The sequence below is a fragment of the Enterobacter cloacae complex sp. P13B genome (assembly GCF_014895915.1).
Lineage (GTDB): Bacteria > Pseudomonadota > Gammaproteobacteria > Enterobacterales > Enterobacteriaceae > Enterobacter > Enterobacter bugandensis.
In genome coordinates, this window is the sequence record NZ_JADBQN010000005.1 from 273,558 (window position 1) to 293,991 (window position 20,434).

Sequence of the window (20,434 nt, forward strand, 5' to 3'; positions counted from 1 at the left end):
GGCACCGGCGCCCCCCAGCGAAGTCTTACTTAACCATCTCTTTTTCGATCAGCTGGATCAGGATGTGGATCACTTTGATGTGAATTTCCTGAACGCGATCAGCATAGCCGAAGTGCGGAACGCGAATTTCGATATCCGCCGTACCGTCCATCTTACCGCCATCTTTCCCGGTCAGGGTGATGACCTTCATCCCTTTTTCACGCGCGGCGGCGATCGCTTTGATCACGTTCGCGGAGTTACCGGAGGTAGAGATACCCAGCAGCACGTCGCCTTCACGGCCTACTGCCTCAACGTAGCGGGAAAAGATGTGGTCGTAACCGAAGTCGTTGCCTACGCAGGAGATGTGGCTCACGTCGGAAATCGCAATCGCCGGGTAGCCCGGACGGTTTTCGCGATAGCGTCCGGTCAGCTCTTCGGCGAAGTGCATGGCGTCACAGTGGGAACCGCCGTTACCGCAGGAGAGCACTTTGCCACCGGCCTTAAAACTGTCGGCCAGCAGGACCGCCGCGCGCTGAATAGCGTGAATATTGGCATCATCTTTCAGAAAGTTCGCCAGCGTTTCCGCCGCTTCGTTCAGTTCGTTACGAATAAGATCCTGGTACATGAGGATAATCCTTCAGTATTGATGAAATAACACAGTGGAGTGTACCGGATAGCGGGAAAAGCGAGAAGCTAAAGCCATGCGAATCGTCCGGCGTTTTGATTTTTTGTGCCGGCGAAAACGCGAACAATGTGAACCAGGTTGTAATTATTTTGTAAACACATTGCTAAAGGAATTCACATCAACTACAACCATATCATCACAAGTGGTCAGACCTCCTACAAGCAAGGGAGCTTTTCTTTATGATGATTTTGAGCATTCTCACAACCGTTGTACTGCTCGGTGTGTTGTTCTATCACCGCGTCAGTTTATTCCTGAGCAGCCTGATTCTTCTGGCCTGGACGGCTGCGCTTGGCGTCGCAGGTCTCTGGAATATCTGGATTTTGGTCCCTCTTGCCATCATTCTGCTGCCGTTTAACCTGGCCCCGATGCGTAAGTCGATGATCTCCGCGCCAGTATTTAAAGGCTTCCGCAAAGTGATGCCGCCGATGTCGCGCACCGAGAAAGAAGCGATTGATGCGGGCACCACCTGGTGGGAAGGCGACCTGTTCCAGGGTAACCCGGACTGGAAAAAGCTGCACAACTATCCGCAGCCGCGCCTGACCGCCGAAGAACAGGCCTTTATTGACGGCCCGGTGGAAGAAGCGTGCCGCATGGCGAACGACTTTGCTATCACCCACGAAATGGCCGACCTGCCGCCGGAGCTGTGGGCGTACCTGAAAGAGCATCGCTTCTTCGCGATGATCATCAAGAAAGAGTACGGCGGTCTTGAGTTCTCCGCTTACGCGCAGGCTCGCGTGCTGCAAAAGCTGGCAGGCGTCTCCGGGATCCTGGCGATTACCGTCGGCGTACCGAACTCCTTAGGCCCGGGCGAACTGCTGCAGCACTATGGTACGGAAGAGCAGAAAGATCACTATCTGCCGCGACTGGCGCGCGGTCAGGAAATCCCGTGCTTCGCGCTGACCAGCCCGGAAGCAGGCTCCGATGCAGGCGCAATCCCGGATACCGGCGTGGTCTGTATGGGCGAGTGGCAGGGCCAGCAGGTGCTGGGCATGCGCCTGACCTGGAACAAACGCTATATCACCCTGGCGCCTATCGCCACCGTGCTCGGCCTGGCCTTTAAGCTCTCCGACCCGGAAAAACTGCTGGGCGGTGAAGAAGATCTGGGCATTACCTGTGCGCTGATCCCAACCTCGACGCCGGGTGTGGAAATTGGCCGTCGTCACTTCCCGCTGAACGTGCCGTTCCAGAACGGCCCGACCCGCGGCCAGGATATCTTCGTGCCGATTGACTACATCATCGGCGGCCCGAAAATGGCCGGTCAGGGCTGGCGCATGCTGGTGGAATGTCTGTCGGTGGGTCGCGGTATTACCCTGCCGTCGAACTCAACCGGCGGCCTGAAGTCCGTCGCGATGGGAATTGGCGCTTATGCCCACATTCGCCGTCAGTTCAAAATCTCCATCGGCAAGATGGAAGGTATCGAAGAGCCGCTGGCGCGCATCGCGGGCAACGCTTACGTAATGGACGCCGCTGCATCCCTGATTACCTACGGCATCATGCTGGGCGAAAAACCGGCCGTGCTGTCCGCGATTGTGAAGTACCACTGTACCCACCGCGCGCAGCAGTCGATCATTGACGCGATGGATATTGCGGGCGGTAAAGGCATTATGCTCGGCGAAGGCAACTTCCTGGCGCGCGGCTATCAGGGCGCACCGATTGCCATCACCGTGGAAGGGGCCAACATCCTGACCCGCAGCATGATGATCTTCGGCCAGGGGGCGATTCGCTGCCATCCGTACGTGCTGGAAGAGATGGCCGCTGCGCAGAATAACGACGTGGACGCCTTCGACAAGCTGCTGTTCAAACATATCGGTCACGTGGGCAGCAACAAGGTGCGGAGCTTCTGGCTGGGCCTGACGCGCGGCCTGACCAGCGCGACGCCAACCGGCGATGCGACCAAACGTTACTACCAGCATCTGAACCGTCTGAGCGCCAACCTGGCTCTGCTGTCTGATGTTTCCATGGCGGTGCTGGGCGGTAGCCTGAAGCGTCGCGAGCGTATCTCCGCCCGTCTGGGCGACGTGCTGAGCCAGATCTTCCTGGCCTCTGCGGTGCTGAAACGCTACGACGACGAAGGCCGTCAGGAAGCGGATCTGCCGCTGGTGCACTGGGGCGTGCAGGATGCGATGTATCAGGCGGAACAGGCGATTGACGACCTGCTGGCGAACTTCCCGAACCGCTTCGTGGCAGGTGCCCTGCGCGTGGTGATCTTCCCGACCGGTCGTCATCATCTGGCGCCGTCAGACAAGCTGGACCACAAAGTGGCGAAGATCCTGCAGGTTCCGAGCGCAACCCGCTCCCGCATTGGCCGCGGGCAGTATCTGGCGCCAACGCCGCATAACCCGGTGGGCCTGCTGGAAGAGGCGCTGCAGGACGTGATGGCCGCCGACCCGATTCACCAGAAAATCTGCAAACAGCTGGGTAAAAACCTGCCGTTTACCCGTCTGGACGAACTGGCGAAACAGGCGCTGGCCGGTGGCATTATCAATAACGACGAAGCTGCGCTGCTGGTGAAAGCCGAAGAAAGCCGTCTGCGCAGTATTAACGTGGATGATTTCGAACCGGAAGAGCTGGCGACGCAGCCGGTAAAGCTGCCGGAGAAGCATCGCAAACCTGAAGCGGCATAACCCGCTTCGCTCTGACAAACCCCGCCCGGTGCGGGGTTTTTTATTGCCACATTTTCTCGTAATGACGTGCTACAGTGTCAAAAAGGGGTCGTTTGAGGAGTCTGTATCGTGCCTGGTTTGAAGATTTCGATTTTGCAGCAGCCTTTAGTGTGGATGGATGGCCCTGCCAACCTGCGCCACTTTGATCGTCAACTGGAAGAGATTACCGGGCGAGATGTGATTGTCCTGCCGGAGATGTTTACCACCGGCTTTGCGATGGAAGCGGCGAAACAGTCGATGCCCCAGGAAGAGGTGGTCGCCTGGATGCATGCCAAAGCGCAGCAAACCAACGCGCTGATCGCCGGGAGTGCCGCACTGCAGACGGAACGCGGCCCGGTGAACCGCTTCCTGCTGGTTGAGCCGGAAGGAAAGGTGCATTTTTACGATAAACGCCACCTGTTCCGCATGGCTGATGAACATCATCATTATGAAGCCGGTAACGAGCGCGTGGTGTTCGAGTGGCGCGGCTGGCGTATTCTGCCGCTGGTCTGCTATGACCTGCGCTTCCCGGTATGGTCGCGCAACCGCAACGATTACGACCTGGCGCTGTACGTCGCCAACTGGCCCGCGCCGCGCTCGCTGCACTGGCAGGCGCTGCTGGTGGCTCGCGCGATTGAGAACCAGGCGTACGTGGTGGGCTGTAACCGCGTGGGGACGGACGGCAACGGCCACCACTACCGCGGCGACAGCCGGGTGGTGAACCCTCAGGGCGAGATTATTGCCACCGCCGAACCGCATCAGGCGACGCGCATTGATGCTGAATTATCGTTAACGGCGCTGAAGGAGTATCGCGAGAAGTTCCCGGCGTGGCAGGATGCGGATCCGTTTAGCATCGGGTGAAAAAATGCCGGGTGGCGGCTACGCCTTACCCGGCCTACCAATGTTGCTTGCTTCTTTTAACTCACTAACGCCTGCCCGTCCTTGCGGCTTTCCGTCGCGGCCACGTAGTGCCCTTCCGGCATACGATAGATTACCTGCGCACCGCCGAAGTTGTAATCCTGGAGCGGATCTTCCACCACGATCTGATGCCCGCGCTCGCGCAGCGCGGCAATGGTGTTGCGATCAAACGTCGATTCAACGATCACCTCCCTGCCCTGCACCACGCGCCAGCGCGGCGCGTCGATGGCCGCCTGCGGGTTTTGCCCGTGCAGCATAACGCGCAGCGCCATCTGCATGTGCCCCTGCGCCTGCATCGGGCCGCCCATCACGCCGAAGGACATCAGCGGCTGGCCGTTGCCGTCCATCGCAAAGCCCGGAATGATGGTGTGGAAAGGACGCTTGCTGCCCGCCAGGGCGTTCGGGTGTTTGGGATCGAGCACAAAGCCGCAGCCGCGGTTTTGCAGGCTGATTCCGGTATCCGGCACCACAATGCCTGAACCGAAGCCCATAAAGTTGGACTGGATAAACGAAACCATCATCCCGCTGGCGTCCGCGGTGCTGATGTAGACCGTGCCGCTCTGCGTCGGTGAACCGTACACAAAGTCAGAGGCTTTATCGCGATCGATAAGCGCCGCACGCGACTTCAGATAATGGTCGCTCAGCAGCTCTTTTGCTGCGAACTCCATATGTTCTTCATCCGCCACGTAGCGGTCGAGATCCGCCAGCGCCAGCTTCATGGCTTCAATGGATAAGTGCAGAGACTGCACGGAGTCCGGATGATGTTTCTCAATGCCGCACTGCTCCAGAATACCGAGCGCAATCAGCGTGGCGATCCCCTGGCCGTTTGGCGGCAGCTCCTGTACCGAGCCGCCCGCGAAGTCGCGCGACAGCAGGTCAACCCAGTCCACGCGATGGTTTGCCAGATCTTCCGCTGACAGGTGCGCGCCGTGCTCCTGGGCGAAGGCGGCAATTTTTTGCGCCAGCTCGCCGCGGTAAAAGGCTTCACCGTTGGTTTTGGCAATCAGCTCCAGCGAATGTGCCTGCGCCGGGTTACGGAAGATCTCCCCCACGCGCGGGGCGCGGCCTTCCGGCGCAAAGCAGGCGCTAAAGCCCGGCTGATCTTTCAGCTTGCTATAGCCGCGCTGCCAGAGATGACCAATCAGCGGCGAGACCGGGAAGCCGTTGCGCGCGTAGTCAATCGCAGGCTGCGCCAGCGTGGTCAGCGGCAGCGTGCCGAAGCGTTCTGCCAGGGCCACCCAGCCCGACACCGCACCCGGCACCGTCACCGCGTCCCAGCCGATTTCCGGCACTGCGCTTTTACCGGCAAACAGATCCGCATGCCAGCTGGCCGGCGAGCGCCCGGACGCGTTCAGGCCGTGAAGTTTTTCACCGTCCCAGACGATGGCAAAGGCATCGCTGCCGATGCCGTTGCCGGTCGGCTCAACAACGGTCAGCGCCATGGCGGTGGCAATGGCCGCATCGACGGCATTACCACCCAGTTGCAGCATTTTCATTCCCGCCTGCGCCGCCAGCGGCTGCGAAGTGGCAACGGCGTTGTGGCCCATCATCGGCGGGCGGCGTGAAGCGTAACCGGACGTAAAATCAAGCGCTTTGGTCATCATGACTCCTTAGTCGTGGCGCGGATCGAGCGCATCGCGCAGCCCGTCGCCAAGTAAATTAAAGCCCTGCACGGCGAGGAAAATCGCCACGCCGGGGAAAACGGACATCCACGGCGCCTGCTCAAGGAAACCTTTCGCGGTATTGAGCATGGACCCCCAGGACGGATTGGGCGGCTGCTGCCCCAGCCCTAAAAACGACAGGCTGGCTTCGGCAATAATCGCCGAGGCAATGGCCAGCGTGGCCTGAACCAGGATCGGCGACATCACGTTTGGCAGAACGTATTTAATGATGATCCAGCGATCCGGCAGGCCAATCGCCCGCGCGCCGTCGATGTACTCTTCGTTGCGAATGGCGATCACCTGCCCGCGCGTCAGGCGGGCGAAGATCGGCATCGCCGAAAGACCGATGGCGATCATCGCATTGGTCAGGCTCGGGCCTAAAAATGCCCCCAGCGCGATCGCCATGATCAGGAACGGACAGGCCAGCAGCGCCTCGATAAAGCGCGAGATGACGCCGTCCCACATCTTCTGGAAGTAGCCCGCCACCAGCCCCAGCGGCACGCCGATGACCACCGCGATAACCACCGACATACAGCCCGCCATCAGCGAGGTTCGCGCTCCCCAGATAATGCGGGACAAAATGTCGCGCCCCAGCTCGTCGGTGCCGAACCAGTACATCGCTGACGGCGCTTTGCGCACCGCGAGGAAGTTGGCTTTAACCGGGTCAAACGGGGCGATCCACGGCGCCAGCAGCGCCACCAGCACAAAGAAACCCACCACAAGCGCGCCAATCACCGCGCTTTTATTGGCGAGGAATTTCTTCAGCACCCGGTTCTGCGCGCGCGGCAGCGCGGGGGCTACGGTTTGCGTCGTCAGTTCCGCCATCGTTAACCTCGCATTTTCGGGTTGATAAGGACGTAAAGCACGTCGGCCAGCAGGTTGAGCAGCAGGAAGCCGATTGCCACGATCAGCACCACGCCCTGCACCACCGCGTAGTCACGGTTGAACACCGAGTCGACGATCATCTTGCCAAAGCCCGGAATGGTGAACACCTGCTCGGTCAGCACCGCGCCGCCCAGCAGCTCGCCGAACAGCAGCGTGGTGAGGGTGATCACCGGTACCAGCGCGTTGCGAAACGCGTGCTTTAGAATGACCGCCTTCGGCAGCAGCCCCTTGGCGCGTGCGGTACGGATATAATCCGCTTTCAGCACCGCAATCATCGACGCGCGGGTATGGCGCATCAGCGTCGCCGCCAGCCCGGTTCCTAGCACGGACGCGGGCAGCAGCAGCGTGCGCAGGTTCTGAAGCGGATCTTCACTGAACGGCACGTAGCCGGACGCGGGCAGCCACTGCAGGTTCACCGAGAAGACCAGAATCAGCAGGATCCCCAGCCAGAAGTGGGGAATAGAGATCCCCGAGATCGCCACGAAGTTCGCCCCGTGATCGACCCAGCTGTTTTTGTTCACCGCCGCAAGGATCCCCATGCTGATGCCAAACACCAGCGCAATAATCATCGCCAGCAGCGACAGCTCCAGCGTAACCGGTAGCTTGCTGGCGATAAGCTCGGTCACCGGCTCGTGCGTGCGCAAGGAGACGCCAAGATCGCCCTGCAGCGCCCGCGTCAGCCAGTGGAAATACTGAACCGGGATCGGCGCATCCAGGTTCAGCTCCGCGCGCAGCTGGGCGATCACCGCCGGATCGCGTTCCTCACCGGCCATCGCAATCAGTGGGTCGCCGGGCAGCAGCTTTTGCAGCCCGAACACCATCATGCTTACCAGCAATAGCGTCGGGACGGCCAGCAGCAGACGTTTGCAAATCAGTTCCAGCATGGGTTCTCCTCAGGACGTTTATTTCGCCAGCGTCAAACCCGCCAGACGCACGATGCCGTCCGGGTAAGGCTTAAAGCCCTGCACGCGCTTGTTCAGGCCAAAAATGCGCGGCTCGAAGTAGAGGTAGGCAATCGGCATGTCGGTTTGCAGCTGCTTCACCACCTTGTCATACAGCGGCTGGCGTGCGGCCTGGTCGGTGCTCTGGCGCGCCTGCGTCAGCCACTCATCGACCTGCGCGTTGCTGTAACGGCCGTCGTTAAGCGTGCCGTTGCTGTGGATAAAGCCGTAGATGCTGCCGTCCGGATCCGGGCGACCCGACCAGCCGGAGAAGCTCAGCTGATAATCACCGCTCTGCTGGCGATCCAGCAGCGTGGCAAATTCGGTCATCTGCAGGTTCAGCGTGAAGCCGGCCTCGGCGACCATCGCCTGCAATACCTGTCCCACCTGCTGCGAGGTTGGGTTGTTCGGCACCAGCAGGTTGACGGTCAGCGGCGCGGTGACGCCTGCCGCTTTGAGCAGCGCTTTGGCTTTATCAACGTCGCGCGGCGGAACCGGCAGATTCACGTGATACGGGCTCACCGTCGAAAACGCCTGGTTTGCCGGAGTGTAGAGGCCTTCGAAAACCACCTGGTTTAACGCTTCACGGTCGATGGCCTGAGAAAACGCCTCGCGCACGCGGGCATCTTTGAACGGATCGTTCGCCGGGACCTTGCCGTTGTTAATATTGAAGGTGATCCCCTGATAGCCCAGGCCGGTAACCTTCGCCAGCGCCAGCTTGCTGTCGGCTTCGACGGTTTTGACGTCGCTGGCGGCGATGCCTTCGGTCAGATCAAGATCGCCCGCGCGCAGGTTCGCCAGACGCACGGAGGCATCCGGGATCGGCAGATAGATAATTTTGTCGAAGTGGTAGGCGCCTTTGTTCCAGTAGTTGTCGAAGCGGGTCAGAACGATGCGGTCCTGCGACACGCGGCTGTCGAACTTGTACGGGCCAGAACAGACCGGATGGGCGGCAAAGTCAGGCTTTTTCGCGGCCTCGGGCGCCATCATCGCTCCCGCGCGGTCGGTAAGCTGCATCAGCAGCGCGGCGTCCGGCGTTTTCAGGTGCAGCGCTATCTGCATCGGGCCGGTGACCTCTACCGATTCCACGGAGGAGATCTCGCTTTTCCGCAGGGAGCCTTTGAGGGTCAGGGCGCGGTCGAGGTTGTATTTCGCGGCGGCAGCATCGAATTTCTCTCCGTCATGGAAAGTCACGCCTTCGCGCAGATCCATGGTCAGCGTTTTGCCGTCGGCGCTCCAGGCCCACGATTTCGCGAGGCCTGGCACGACCTTCAGATGCTCGTCGACGTCCACCAGCCTGTCGCACAGAGAGGCAAACACGAAGCGGCCATAGTAGGTGCGCGCCAGGTGCGGGTCGAGCATGTCCGGGTCTGCTCCCAGGCCGATTCGCAGCACGCTTTCAGAATGGGCGGGCAGCGCCGCGCCAAGCAACATAACACTTCCCAGTACGGTCAAAAGAGAATTACGCATTGTCATTATCATGAGTTCCTTGAAGGAAGGGAGGAGTGAGTGGCCGCGTATTCAAACAGCGCGCGGCGGCGCAGAAAGGCTGCGGATGGCGGTGCGATCTGGATAACGCTGCGATCGCGGTTAATTTCCTGCCAGCGGTGGCAGGCAACCTGACGCCCGCCGTCGAGCACCTGATTAATTGGCTCGACCTGGCGGCATTCGTCAGTGACGTACGGGCAGCGGGTGTGGAAGCGACAGCCCGACGGCGGGTTAGCCGGGTTCGGCAGATCCCCCTGCAGCAGCGGCGCGTCGCGCTCAATACCCGGCTGCATCTGCGGCGCCGAGGCGATCAGCGCCTGGGTGTAAGGGTGCAGCGGTGCGTCAAAGATCTCGTCGACGGTGGCAAGCTCAACGATCTGCCCAAGGTACATCACCGCCACGCGGTCGCTCATGTGGCGGATCACCGCCAGACCGTGGGCGACGATCACCATCGTCAGCCCCAGCTGGTGCTTCAGGCTCTCCAGCAGATTAACCACCTGCGCCTGCACCGACACATCCAGCGCGGAAACCGGCTCGTCGCCCAGCAGCAGCTTTGGCCCCGAAGCCAGCGCGCGCGCAATGCCAATACGCTGGCGCTGCCCGCCGGAAAACTCGTGCGGATAGCGCCCGGCCCAGGCGGCAGGCAGGCCAACGGTCTTGAGCAGCTCCGCGACGCGGTACTGACGATCCGCTTTCTTCATGTTCTGGTGCAGCCACAGCGGCTCACCGACGATCTGCTCCACCGTCATGCGCGGGTTCAGTGAGGCAAAAGGATCCTGAAAAATAATCTGCAGCTCGCGCCGGAGCTGGTTCAGACGGGCGCCTGTGGCGTGGGTAATCTCCTCCCCCTGATAAAACACGCGTCCTTCGCTGGCGGCCAGCAGACGCAGCAGCAGTCGGCCAAGGGTGGATTTCCCGGAACCGGACTCGCCGACAATCGCCAGCGTTTCGCCCGGCATCACGGCAAGCGAAACGCGATCGACCGCCGTGACAAACCGGGCCGGGGAAAAGAGTTTTTTCGGGCCGGGGAAAAGCTTGCTAAGGTCCCGAGCCTCTAGTATGGGCGTGGTCATGCGGTCTCTCCCAGGGCAATGTGGTGTTCGAGCGGCACGCGGAAGCAGGCGACCTGATGGCCCGCGCCGAGCGTGGTGAGTCGCGGTTTTTCATCATGACAGCGCGACTGCGCAAACGGGCAGCGCGTCGCGAAACGGCAGCCTTTCGGCATGGACTCCGGGAGCGGGACCGTTCCGGGAATGGTGGAGAGCTGGCCTTTGCGTGCGCCCAGCGAAGGGATCGAGCCCATCAGGCCGATGGTGTACGGGTGCTGCGGGTCAGCGAATATTGCCTCAACGCTCCCCTGCTCCACCACCTGCCCGGCGTACATCACCGCCACCTGCTGGGCGACTTCGGCCACCACGCCCAAATCGTGGGTGATCATCAGCACCGCCGTGCCGGTTTCCTCTTTTAGGGTGTTCAGCAGGGTCAGGATTTGCGCCTGGATGGTGACGTCGAGCGCGGTGGTGGGTTCATCGGCAATCAGCAGTTTAGGGTGGTTGATCAGCGCCATGGCAATCATCACGCGCTGGCGCATGCCGCCGGAAAGCTGGTGCGGATACGCCTTGAGGCGCATCTCCGCCGCCGGGATCTGCACCTTTTCAAGGATCTGCAGCGCGACCTTCATCGCCTCCGGGCGCGTAACGTTCTGGTGACGCATGACCGCTTCACTGAGCTGATCGCCTAACGTGAAGGCCGGATTAAGCGAGGTCATCGGCTCCTGAAAAATCATCGCCAGCTCGCTCCCGCGCAGATCGGCATACTCCCGCGGCGAGAGCTTGCGCAGGTCGTGGCGGCGAAACTGCATCTCGCCGCTGACAATTTGCGCGCTGGCGGGCAGTAAACCCATCAGCGCCAGTGAGGTGATACTTTTCCCGCAGCCGGACTCCCCCACCAGCGCCAGCGTTTCGCCCGCTTTGACCGTCAGGGAAATGCCGTCCAGGACGCTGACCGGCGAGCCGGAAAACTTAACGTTGAGATTATTCAGCCGGAGTACAGGCGTGGAGTCCTTAAACGGGATCGTCGTCATAGCGTGAAATCGTCCTCAAGGTGGATCGCCTGAATCAGGGCGTTTTGCAGGCTGAGCAGGTGTTCGCGCATGGCGGCCGCTGCTACATTAGGCTGGCGATGGATAATCGCGGACATGATCTTGTGATGGTGGTCGTTGTAGCTGTCGACACGTTCGGGCGTGCGGGCTAATTCACGCAGATGCTGCCAGCCGGGTTCGCGCCGCACGGCGTCAATGGCGTCAAACAGGCCGAGCATCAGGCGATTGCCCGCCGCCTCGGCAATGGCGCGGTGAAAGGCGCTATCCCAGAGTTCATTGAGATCGCGGTCATCCGGGCTGACCTTGTCGATGCGTTCCAGCATGCGCTGCATGAGCGCGAGGTTTTCCCTGGTGGCACGCAGTGCCGCAAGCCGGGCTAAGCCGGGTTCGATCTGTATACGAGCTTCCATCACTTCCAGCAGATTGGTCTGCTGAACCAATCCCTGAAGGGCCAGCGGTTCAACAGGGGCAGCCGGACCAATAAAGGTGCCTTTGCCCTGTTTACGCCAGATCCGCCCTTCTTCTTCCAGCACGTCCAGCGCGCGACGCACTTCGCGTCGTCCTACGCCGAGTGTTTCCGACAGCTCACGTTCCGTGGGCAGCGGAGTGCCTGGTGTTGACTCATGCTGGTTGATTAGCCCGCGCAGTTGCTCAAGCGCGGTGCTGGAATTGGCCAGAAACCGTGACGGTTTTTCCATATTGGTTCGCTCACTATCATCGTTATTTTCTTTTTATGAACGATAAGTTATTGATATGGCGTGCTACTTATCGTGCTAATGATTAAGCAATAAACGAACCAATTTTTTAATGGTTCAAAAGAGATTTAAAAAAGCGGTAGTAAATGAAGGGGTTACAGCAACGTATTGTTACAGATGCAAGCGGCATCCTGAGACGATAAAGGCCGAAAAAGAACATGAAACGCACAAAAACAGTGCAAATATTGCACTACAATAGTGCCATTGTTAATTTTTTGCACTATAAATGATAACAATAAGTTAACAAAAAGTAATAAATAAGGCGTGCTTACGCCTGAAAATGGCCCCCTTGCGAGGGCCTCGAAAGATTAAGGAACAGGCTGCCAAAGCGTCGCAGCCGCAGTCGGCGCCCAGTCGGACTGAGACGTATGCCCCTGCACGCAGCGATACTGTGTGCCGTTATACGTGACAATTTCTCCAGTCTTATAGCGCGTACCGACTTTCCACTCGCCTTCCGGCTCAGGCGTCACAGACCCCTCTTTCGTCGTGGCTTTAAGCGGTGTACTGGCGAGAGACTGATGACCTTTGGCATTTTCGGCGATCACCTGGTAGCTGTAGGTTGTTCCCGCGCGCAGGCCGCTGTCGAAGATCTGCGTTCCGCTTACGGTGAGTAACTCCGCCCCATCGCGTAGTACGTGGTATTTCACCGCGTTGTCTACCGCATTCCATTTCACCGTCAGGCTGTTTTCCGTCGAAGAAACCAGTGCCAGGCCGCCTGGCGCGTCAGGACGTCCCTCTTCGACCTGTACGGTTTCTACCTTAACCACGTTGCTGCTTTCAGAGATATTGTTCGCTGCATCACGTGCTTTCACGCTGTAGTGGTACACCACACCGCCGGTCTCTACTGCATTATCGGTCCACTGGGTGTCCGTTGAAGACCCGACTTTGATGTCATTACGGTAGATGTCATATCCCACTACGCCACGGTCATCGGTGGAGGGCTGCCAGGCAAGGGTGATAGTCAAGCCATTGTTCAGCACCTTCAGTCCTGCTGGCGCAGTTGGCGCGACGGTGTCCTGCGGGCGTTCAGGCGACATCAGGTCCGCGCGCTCTTTCATTTCATTGAAATAGTCAACCTGCTGCGGGATGGACAGCTGCTGATCGTTTGAACCCAACGTCCAGATAAAGAACCCACCATAGCCGTTTTCCGCCTGCCAGCCCGCACGGTTTACGTTGTTCTGTCGGTTTTCAACAAAGCGACCTTCTGGCCCCCACTGGGAGTTGATGGTCTGACCGAGAACGATTTTGCTCTTATCTCCCACCGCCCGGGCGTAGTTAGCCATCGCCACGTCATACTTAAAGCGTGGGCCGGCGTCATAGGCCATGACGTTGAAGAAATCGAAAACGTTTTTCCCCTGCGTCAACAGCGGCAGAACTTCGCCATGGTGTGAAGAGCGAGCCGCCTCAACGAAGGAACAATTCTCGGTTACCGCGCTGTTGGTGCAGTTCTCCGGGTCAGCACCGACGTGATAGGTGGTCAGGCTCAGCAGCTTTTTGCTGCCAGACGCATTGAGCTTGCTACGAACCCGTTCAGCCAGATCCAGCAGGTTTGCATTTTCCTCTGGCGTGACGCGATCGGGCTTTTCAAAGTCAAAATCGATGCCGTCAAGCTGAACGGTACCCGCCTTCTGGTAGTTCGCCATGTTACATTTGCCTTGCCAGTCGGCACTCAGGCATTCGCCAACCATCTCTTCCGGCTTCAGGTTCTTTTTATATACCGGGAAGTTGGTATTCAGCAGATTCACCAGATTCTGCGCCAGCGTTTCTCGCGTTTGCGCGTTATTCAGATAAGACCACATCGCGGAGTACGTCTCGCCGCCGAGCGCCAGCATCATTTTTTTCTCCGGGTGCGCCAGCTTCAGCTGACTCCACACGACATAGGCTGGCGCATTAATGTACCAGGGATCATATTGTGGTACTGCAACAATATTATCGGAACTGGACAGCTTACCGCTTGCATCCCAGCCACCAAATGAAAGCAGGAACGTATCCGCTTTCACCTCTTTCATATCCTCAGCGGACTCGACCGGAACGCCCCAGGAGGTCAGATAGGTGACCGCTCGCGGTGCCTGCGCCGCGAAAGCCGACTGCGCCATTAATGCGCTACCAATTAACAGAGATAATGTAAGTTTTTTCATCAAAGTTCCTTATTGCTTTGTGATGATATTCCTGTGGATTACCTCGTAAATTGTCTTTTTTTTTAGCGCCGAGATCGTTGGGGATAATAGAGTGGTGAATCAGGAAACCCTCCGAGTTAAATAAGAAATATCTCTCGCATTTATAATAAATACTTCAACGACAGCACGGGAGAATTCTCGCATCCTGTAAGACGCTTCTTTATTTAATTTTCCCATCTTCACCAATTAAAAAAGATGGCATACCTGTGTTCCCACTCTTTTATCAGGGAAAATTCAGGAATTAATCACAACTATTATCCAACTAGGGACGCTCTCAATGAAATATGCAACAAACGTGATGCGAAAACAGGGTGGTTTCACCCTGCTTGAACTGCTGGTCGTGCTGATGATTATTGCGCTGCTGGCAGGATTTGTCGGGCCAAAAGTCTTCTCAAATGTCGACTCGGCTAAGGAGAAAACCGCCATGCGCCAGATGCGCTCGCTTGCTGAGGCGCTCGGGCAATATCGCCTCGATACCGGCAGTTATCCAACTGAAACACAAGGTCTGAAAGCGCTGACTGAAAAGCCTTCCAACGCGCAAAACTGGAATGGCCCTTATCTTAGCCAGCATGTGCCGTTAGACCCGTGGGGCAATCCGTACCAGTGGCATAACCCCGCCCGGACAAAAGACGCCATTAATGAAGTCGAAATAACCTCCGGCGGTAAAGACGGTAAGCCTGTCACTTACGGGTTCTGAATATGCTGCGCCTGCCCTTATATTCGCTGTTTATCTTCAGCGTATTTTCCTGCCGTGCCGATTGCTGGCAGCTGGCGGGAGAGCGTTACGGCATTGAGCCAGAGCTATTACAGGCGATAGCGATAGTGGAATCCAACGGTAATACCCGGGCCATCAACAAAAATCGTGATGGCTCAATGGATGTCGGTCTGATGCAGATCAATAGCATTCACTTCGATGCGCTGCGTAAATTTCGTATTAGTCAAAAAGATCTGCTAACCGACCCTTGCCAAAGTGTCATGACCGGCGCCTGGATCCTGGCAGGTCAAATCCAGCGCTTTGGTTATACCTGGGACGCGGTGGGGGCGTATAACGCCGGAACGGCAAATACCCCCCAGCGCCGCGCGCTTCGTCAACAATACATAAAAAAAGTGGCTCCGCATTATGCCCGCCTTAAAAGGCAGAGCCATACACTGTCGCCAAAATGAAACCATATACCGTCACCATCCTCCAGGGGGGGAAACGCGTCAATCAGACCGTACTTGCCGCGTCGCCTGATGATGCCAGCGCCCGCATTATTGCCGCCGGCGGCATCGTTTTGCAGGTACAGGAACGCCCCGCCCGCAAGGAGAAACGCTTTCCACTGAATCTGTTCTTGCAGGAGCTTATCGCTCTGCTGGAAGCCGGGCTGGTCGTGGTCGAGGCCGTCGAAGCGCTGCGCGAAAGCTGCCGCGACGGTGGCACCTCGCTGGTTCTGGATACGCTGGTTAAAAAGCTCTACGAAGGAGCGCAACTCTCCCAGGCGATGATGGCGCTACCAGCACTGTTTCCGCCTCTGCTGATTAACACCGTTGCCTCTTCTGAGCAAACCGGACACTTACCCGAAGCGCTAAAGCGTTTTCAGTTTTACGAATCAAGAATGGAAATTCTGCGCAAGCGGATTAAATCAACCCTGCTCTATCCGACGATTGTCATTGCCGCCGGCGGGATAATTCTGTTCTTTCTGCTCGGCTTTATTATTCCACGTTTTTCCGTGGTGTTTGACGGGATGAAGAACCCGTCCGCCAGCGCACAGCTTATCCTCTGGTGGGGACGCCTGACGCAAACCCATGGCTCGCTGCTGCTGGCCGGTTGCGCGGCAGCGGTCGCAGGCATCGTGATGGCGGTGCGCAGCCCGCGCCTGCGCCAGCGTGCGCTCGGTTTGTTGCTGCGCATTCCCGCCTTACGCCAGCAGCATCAGCTTTCTGTGCTGGTGCGTTTTTACCGCACGCTGGGCCTGCTGCTGCAGGGCGGCCTTCCCGCGCCAGATGCGTTAATGCTGAGCCGGGAGATCCTGCCCGCCACGCATCGTCAGCAGGTTGAACAGGTTATCCGCGACGTCGCCGCCGGCGAGTCGCTCTCCCGCATGCTGGAAGCGCAACGGATGACGACCCCTGTCGCCAGCCGCCTGCTGCAGGTCGGCGAGCGCAGCGGCGAACTGCCTGCCATGTGCGAGCGGATCGCCGCTTTTTATGATGAATCGCTGGAACGCGCGATTGAAACCTTTAGCAAAATTTTTGAACCGATTCTGATGATGGTCGTTGGCGGCATCGTTGGGCTCGTCGTGTTTTTACTGTACATGCCCATTTTTGAACTGGCAGGAGGATTGCAATAATGTCTCACTCACCGTCTGTAGAACCCCTTTTCGACCTGCCAGACGAGCAGCGCTGTCAGGCGCTGGCGGAACTGCTGGACAGTTTCCCCGGCGCGTTAGAAGAAGCCGCCGGTTCCCTGGGGCTCACGCCGCTCTCACCCACACAGCTCGCCGACAGCGAAGAGGATTTCGAAGCCGTGCCGCTGACCGAATCGCTCAGCCAGCGAGCATTGCCGCTGCGCGTTAACGGTCAGCTCCACGTTGCGCTGGGCGATCCGTTTTCACTGGCGCTGCGCCAGTGGGCCTATAACGTGAATGCGCTCCCCGCGCTCGCCCCGCTCTCTCAGCTTAATGCCCGCCTTGATGAACTGGCAAAACAGCAGCGCACGCTCGATCAGCTGGAGCAGCAGCAGAGTGAAGAGAATAAAGAGGCCCGGTGGCTGGAGATCACCCCAGCAGCCATCGCCAGTGAACCCCATGCCGTCATTAAGCTGGTTAACGCCACGCTGTTTGATGCCCTGCAGAGCCGCGCCAGCGATATTCATCTTTGCGCCGTCGCGGATGGGTTGATGGTGAAGTACCGCATCGATGGCGTTCTGCACAGCATTCGCCACTGCGCCGGACTTCAGCAGGCGGAGCAGGTGATCTCCCGTCTCAAGGTATTAAGCTGCATGGACATTTCCGAACGACGCACGCCTCAGGACGGGCGCTTTAAGGCATTGATTCTCCAGCGTCCCGTCGATTTTCGGGTGTCCATCATGCCGGGCGTCTATGGCGAGGATGCCGTACTGCGCGTGCTGGATAAATCTCACGATCAAAACCTGCGCCTGGAGACGCTCGGCTTTGATGAGCACACGCTGAGCGCGATTCGCCAGTTAACCCATCTGCCCCACGGTATGGTGCTCGTCACCGGGCCAACGGGGAGCGGGAAATCCACCACCCTCTATTCAGCACTCAGCGAACTCAACAGTGGTGAATGCAAAATTATCACCATTGAAGATCCCGTGGAGTACCAGCTCAACAGCGTGCTGCAAATTCCGGTCAACGATAAAAAAGGGCTCACCTTCGCCCGCGGCCTGCGCGCCATTTTGCGTCACGACCCGGACATCATCCTGGTGGGTGAGATCCGCGACGGTGAAACCGCTGGCATTGCCGTGCAGGCGGCGCTCACCGGCCACGTGGTGCTCTCCTCGGTTCACGCCAATGACGTCTTTAGCGTACTGGAACGTTTTTTATATATGCAGGTGGAGCCCGCCAGCCTGATCACCGCCCTTAACGGCGTCGTGGCGCAACGGCTGGTGCGCCAGATTTGCCCGGACTGTATTGATGACACCACGCCCACAGATGACCTTCTCGCGGCGTGGCAATCCGGACCGCTGCAGCAGCTCACGCCCCGCTGGCGTCGAGGGCGAGGCTGCGATACCTGCCGCGACAGCGGTTTTCGCGGCAGGCTGGCGCTGGCGGAAGTGCTGCATTTCAGCGATGCGATGAAAGAGGCAATGCTGGCGCGATCGCCCCGGCGCAAGCTAAAGGAAGTGGCGCTGAATGACGGTTTTGTTCCGCTCTCGACCATCGCGCTGCGCGCCGTGGTCGAAGGCAAAACCACCTGGGAGGAGGTGAACCGTGTTATCACTCACTAACACCTGGCAGTGCGACATCTGGCCTCATGCCGTGCGGTTGCGCCGCAACAATGTGGTACTTGCCACCCATGAACGCCAGCCCGATCAGCCTCTGGAGGCCGCGCTCGAAACGCTGCTGCGCCTGCGCCCCGCCGCCTTACCGTGGCGTGACGCGGTGGAGTTTCACCTCGATACCGACGATCTGACTTTTTTAATTCAGCCCTGGCATGACGGCGTGACCACACCGCAGGAACTGCTCCAGCTCGCCCGACAGCAGGCTGTTCTTCGCGCGAGTCCGCCCGTCGACTGGCAGGTGCGCTTCGAGACCCTTAACTGGCAGCAGTCAGCGCTGGCCGCGTGCCTGAAGCAACCTTGCTGGCACCTGCTTGTCGCGCTGGCGCGTCGGGAGCGGCTGCGGTTTCGCGGTGTTGTCACGCCGTTTCAAAAGCTGTTTAGCCACTTCGCCGCCGCACTGCCGGAAAACGGCCTGTTTGTGGCGATGAGCCCCCACCATAGCCGGATTGCCAGCCGTCAGCACCACAGCTGGCGCGACGTCTGGACACTCACCCTGCCACAGCAGGAGATGGACGCCCAGCTGCGGGTTATCGCCCGGCTAAGCGGAATGCAGGACTGTCCTGGCTACGTCATTCATACCGACGGTGAGCATCACCAGGAAGTCGCGCTACAGGAGAGTCCTCATGACGCCGCTGTTTACGCGTAGTTCCCCGTGGGCCGCACGCACGCTGCTGTTAACCGGACTCCTCTGCTTACCGCTCACCGGTGCCGTGATGTATGGCCTGTTTGAGCACCAGCGCCTTGAGCTGGAGACGTCGCAGGTACAGCAGCAGCTCGCCCAACGGCAGCAGGTGCTGCGCCAGCTGCGTGAAGTGGAGCAGCGCCGGTTGCGCCAGGCTCAGCAACTGCAGGCCGTCCCGCCTGCCATCAAGCTGCTGGACAACATCGGCAGCGTACTGACGCCTGATATTGCGCTCCTGAGCATTGACGTCATTGCCAGTAAAGGCGATGCGCGGCTTACGGTGAATGCAGGCAATCTTGACGCCCTGCTCGCCTTTAGCGAGCGGCTACAGCAGTTGCCGGCGCATGTGGTGCTTGAGAACCATCGCCAGTCGGCGCAGGGCGATCCTGCCTGGCCGATTAACGCGGTACTCGACGTCAAGGTGACGACGGAGGCGCACCATGCGGCTTCAGAATAAACCCGCCGTGCTGCGCTGGCAGGCGGCGTTATTTGCCGGGCGCATCGGAACGGTTCCGCTCGTGCTCGCCGGGCTGCCCGCAGGGCTGCTGCTGTTATGGCTTGGCGGCGTGCGGCCGCACACCATCCATTTGCAGGAGAACCTTGCCCGGATCCAGGCGCAGCTACAAACCGCGCTGCCGCTGGATAAACAGCAGCCGGAACTGCAAAGCCGCATCAGCCTTGGAGAATATCAGCAGGTCAGGCTCATTTTTGAGCAGTTCAGGAGCCGAGGGATGAAGGTCGACGCCAGCCGCTATCAGCTGGAAAACGACGACGGCAAAACCGCGCTACGGCTGGATATTCCGCTGCGCGGTGAATATCTGCCGCTGATGGACGCCCTGGAAACGCTAAGCCGCACTTTGCCTTTACGCATTGAGCAGCTAAGCCTGCGGCGCGCCGGGCCATCGGAAAGCCAGCTCAGCGCCACCGTGCAGCTTCGCCTGTTGAAGGAGTCGCCATGAAACTGCCGCGCTATTTACAGCTGGCGCTGGTGCTGACCGCCGGTGCTGTTTTCTGGAGCCAGTTTGCCGATGACGAGATATCGCAAGCGCCGCTTGAGGCGCAGCCGGTCTCACGCCCGCGCCCCGCGCCAGCAAAGCCGGAGACGGCTCACGCAACGCGCATCGATCTCTTTTCAACGCCACATAGCAGGGCGCAAGACGCAGCAAAAAAGCCGCCGGAAAACGATCGGCCTGAAGAGGCGACACCAACCGCACCGCCGCTACCGCTTCAGCTCCTCGGTGCCTGGTGGGAAAACCGTCAGAGAATCGTTGTGCTGACGGATGGCAAAGAGACCTGGCCGGTCTGCGAGCGCTGCAGGGCGGACGGCAGGATCTGGATTGGCAGTTCGCCGGTCAACAACTGGATTTTAAAAGCGGTGGCGAACGACCACCTCCTGTTTGAATGGCAGCCCACCCATAGCCAGCAGCGGCTGGAACTGGATGAGCTGCAATCGGAACCGACACATTAATCATGAAAAAAACTATTGCTCTCACTTTTTTGTTGTCATGCGCGCTACT

At 59.1% G+C, this 20,434-nt stretch carries 19 protein-coding genes; 10 read left to right on the top strand and 9 right to left on the bottom strand.

Annotated features, from left to right (window positions below; genetic code table 11):
- Positions 1–25 precede the first annotated feature (25 nt).
- On the bottom strand, positions 26–604 hold the full coding sequence (gene lpcA / locus IM273_RS03325) for a D-sedoheptulose 7-phosphate isomerase (RefSeq protein WP_003863232.1): 579 nt from the start codon (positions 602–604) through the stop codon (positions 26–28).
- A gap of 239 nt (positions 605–843) precedes the next feature.
- On the opposite strand from lpcA, the gene fadE reads away from it, so the two are divergent.
- Positions 844–3,288, top strand: coding sequence for an acyl-CoA dehydrogenase FadE (fadE, locus tag IM273_RS03330; protein WP_193050758.1), 2,445 nt, complete (start codon positions 844–846; stop codon positions 3,286–3,288).
- Between the two features lie 108 nt (positions 3,289–3,396).
- Complete coding sequence (locus IM273_RS03335) at positions 3,397–4,167, top strand: amidohydrolase (protein ID WP_041911141.1); 771 nt, start codon at positions 3,397–3,399, stop codon at positions 4,165–4,167.
- 56 nt (positions 4,168–4,223) lie between these two features.
- On the opposite strand, the gene IM273_RS03340 is transcribed toward IM273_RS03335, so the two are convergent.
- From IM273_RS03340 to IM273_RS03375, 8 genes are all read right to left on the bottom strand, one after another.
- Positions 4,224–5,825 carry a gamma-glutamyltransferase family protein gene (locus IM273_RS03340; RefSeq protein ID WP_193050776.1) on the bottom strand — a complete coding sequence of 534 codons (1,602 nt, stop codon included), beginning with the start codon at positions 5,823–5,825 and terminating at the stop codon, positions 4,224–4,226.
- Positions 5,826–5,834: 9 nt separating this feature from the next.
- Positions 5,835–6,710 carry an ABC transporter permease gene (locus tag IM273_RS03345; RefSeq protein WP_028012069.1) on the bottom strand — a complete coding sequence of 292 codons (876 nt, stop codon included), beginning with the start codon at positions 6,708–6,710 and terminating at the stop codon, positions 5,835–5,837.
- Positions 6,711–6,712: 2 nt separating this feature from the next.
- Positions 6,713–7,654 carry an ABC transporter permease gene (locus IM273_RS03350; RefSeq protein ID WP_028012068.1) on the bottom strand — a complete coding sequence of 314 codons (942 nt, stop codon included), beginning with the start codon at positions 7,652–7,654 and terminating at the stop codon, positions 6,713–6,715.
- Between the two features lie 18 nt (positions 7,655–7,672).
- Positions 7,673–9,187 (bottom strand): ABC transporter substrate-binding protein, encoded by a 1,515-nt coding sequence (locus IM273_RS03355; RefSeq protein WP_074171829.1) that lies wholly within the window; start codon positions 9,185–9,187, stop codon positions 7,673–7,675.
- 2 nt (positions 9,188–9,189) lie between these two features.
- Entirely contained in the window at positions 9,190–10,272 is a 1,083-nt protein-coding gene (locus tag IM273_RS03360) for an ABC transporter ATP-binding protein (protein WP_028012066.1), read from the bottom strand.
- Positions 10,269–11,282: an ABC transporter ATP-binding protein gene (locus tag IM273_RS03365; RefSeq protein WP_193050760.1), complete on the bottom strand. Its 1,014-nt coding sequence runs from the start codon at positions 11,280–11,282 to the stop codon at positions 10,269–10,271. Before IM273_RS03365 ends, IM273_RS03360 begins: the two co-directional genes overlap by 4 nt.
- Positions 11,279–11,998: a FadR/GntR family transcriptional regulator gene (locus IM273_RS03370; RefSeq protein ID WP_193050762.1), complete on the bottom strand. Its 720-nt coding sequence runs from the start codon at positions 11,996–11,998 to the stop codon at positions 11,279–11,281. The genes IM273_RS03365 and IM273_RS03370 overlap by 4 nt, the downstream gene beginning before the upstream one ends.
- Before the next feature lie 365 nt (positions 11,999–12,363).
- On the bottom strand, positions 12,364–14,193 hold the full coding sequence (locus tag IM273_RS03375; protein ID WP_164551993.1) for a glycosyl hydrolase family 18 protein: 1,830 nt from the start codon (positions 14,191–14,193) through the stop codon (positions 12,364–12,366).
- A gap of 316 nt (positions 14,194–14,509) precedes the next feature.
- On the opposite strand from IM273_RS03375, the gene gspG reads away from it, so the two are divergent.
- Genes gspG through IM273_RS03415 form a run of 8 tightly spaced genes read left to right on the top strand, consistent with a single transcriptional unit; the run spans position 14,510 to position 20,385 of the window.
- A complete protein-coding gene (gene gspG / locus IM273_RS03380; protein ID WP_045630682.1) occupies positions 14,510–14,929 on the top strand; it encodes a type II secretion system major pseudopilin GspG in 420 nt (139 codons plus the stop codon).
- 2 nt (positions 14,930–14,931) lie between these two features.
- Positions 14,932–15,396, top strand: a complete 465-nt coding sequence (locus IM273_RS03385; RefSeq protein ID WP_126345153.1) for a lytic transglycosylase domain-containing protein — start codon at positions 14,932–14,934, stop codon at positions 15,394–15,396.
- Positions 15,393–16,562, top strand: coding sequence for a type II secretion system F family protein (locus IM273_RS03390; RefSeq protein WP_193050764.1), 1,170 nt, complete (start codon positions 15,393–15,395; stop codon positions 16,560–16,562). Before IM273_RS03385 ends, IM273_RS03390 begins: the two co-directional genes overlap by 4 nt.
- Positions 16,562–18,181: a GspE/PulE family protein gene (locus tag IM273_RS03395; protein ID WP_052954309.1), complete on the top strand. Its 1,620-nt coding sequence runs from the start codon at positions 16,562–16,564 to the stop codon at positions 18,179–18,181. The genes IM273_RS03390 and IM273_RS03395 overlap by 1 nt, the downstream gene beginning before the upstream one ends.
- Positions 18,165–18,881: a hypothetical protein gene (locus IM273_RS03400; protein ID WP_193050766.1), complete on the top strand. Its 717-nt coding sequence runs from the start codon at positions 18,165–18,167 to the stop codon at positions 18,879–18,881. Before IM273_RS03395 ends, IM273_RS03400 begins: the two co-directional genes overlap by 17 nt.
- Positions 18,859–19,374, top strand: coding sequence for a hypothetical protein (locus tag IM273_RS03405; protein ID WP_193050768.1), 516 nt, complete (start codon positions 18,859–18,861; stop codon positions 19,372–19,374). The genes IM273_RS03400 and IM273_RS03405 overlap by 23 nt, the downstream gene beginning before the upstream one ends.
- On the top strand, positions 19,358–19,876 hold the full coding sequence (locus IM273_RS03410; RefSeq protein WP_028012056.1) for a hypothetical protein: 519 nt from the start codon (positions 19,358–19,360) through the stop codon (positions 19,874–19,876). The genes IM273_RS03405 and IM273_RS03410 overlap by 17 nt, the downstream gene beginning before the upstream one ends.
- Positions 19,873–20,385 carry a hypothetical protein gene (locus IM273_RS03415; RefSeq protein ID WP_193050770.1) on the top strand — a complete coding sequence of 171 codons (513 nt, stop codon included), beginning with the start codon at positions 19,873–19,875 and terminating at the stop codon, positions 20,383–20,385. The genes IM273_RS03410 and IM273_RS03415 overlap by 4 nt, the downstream gene beginning before the upstream one ends.
- The last annotated feature ends 49 nt before the right edge of the window (positions 20,386–20,434 follow it).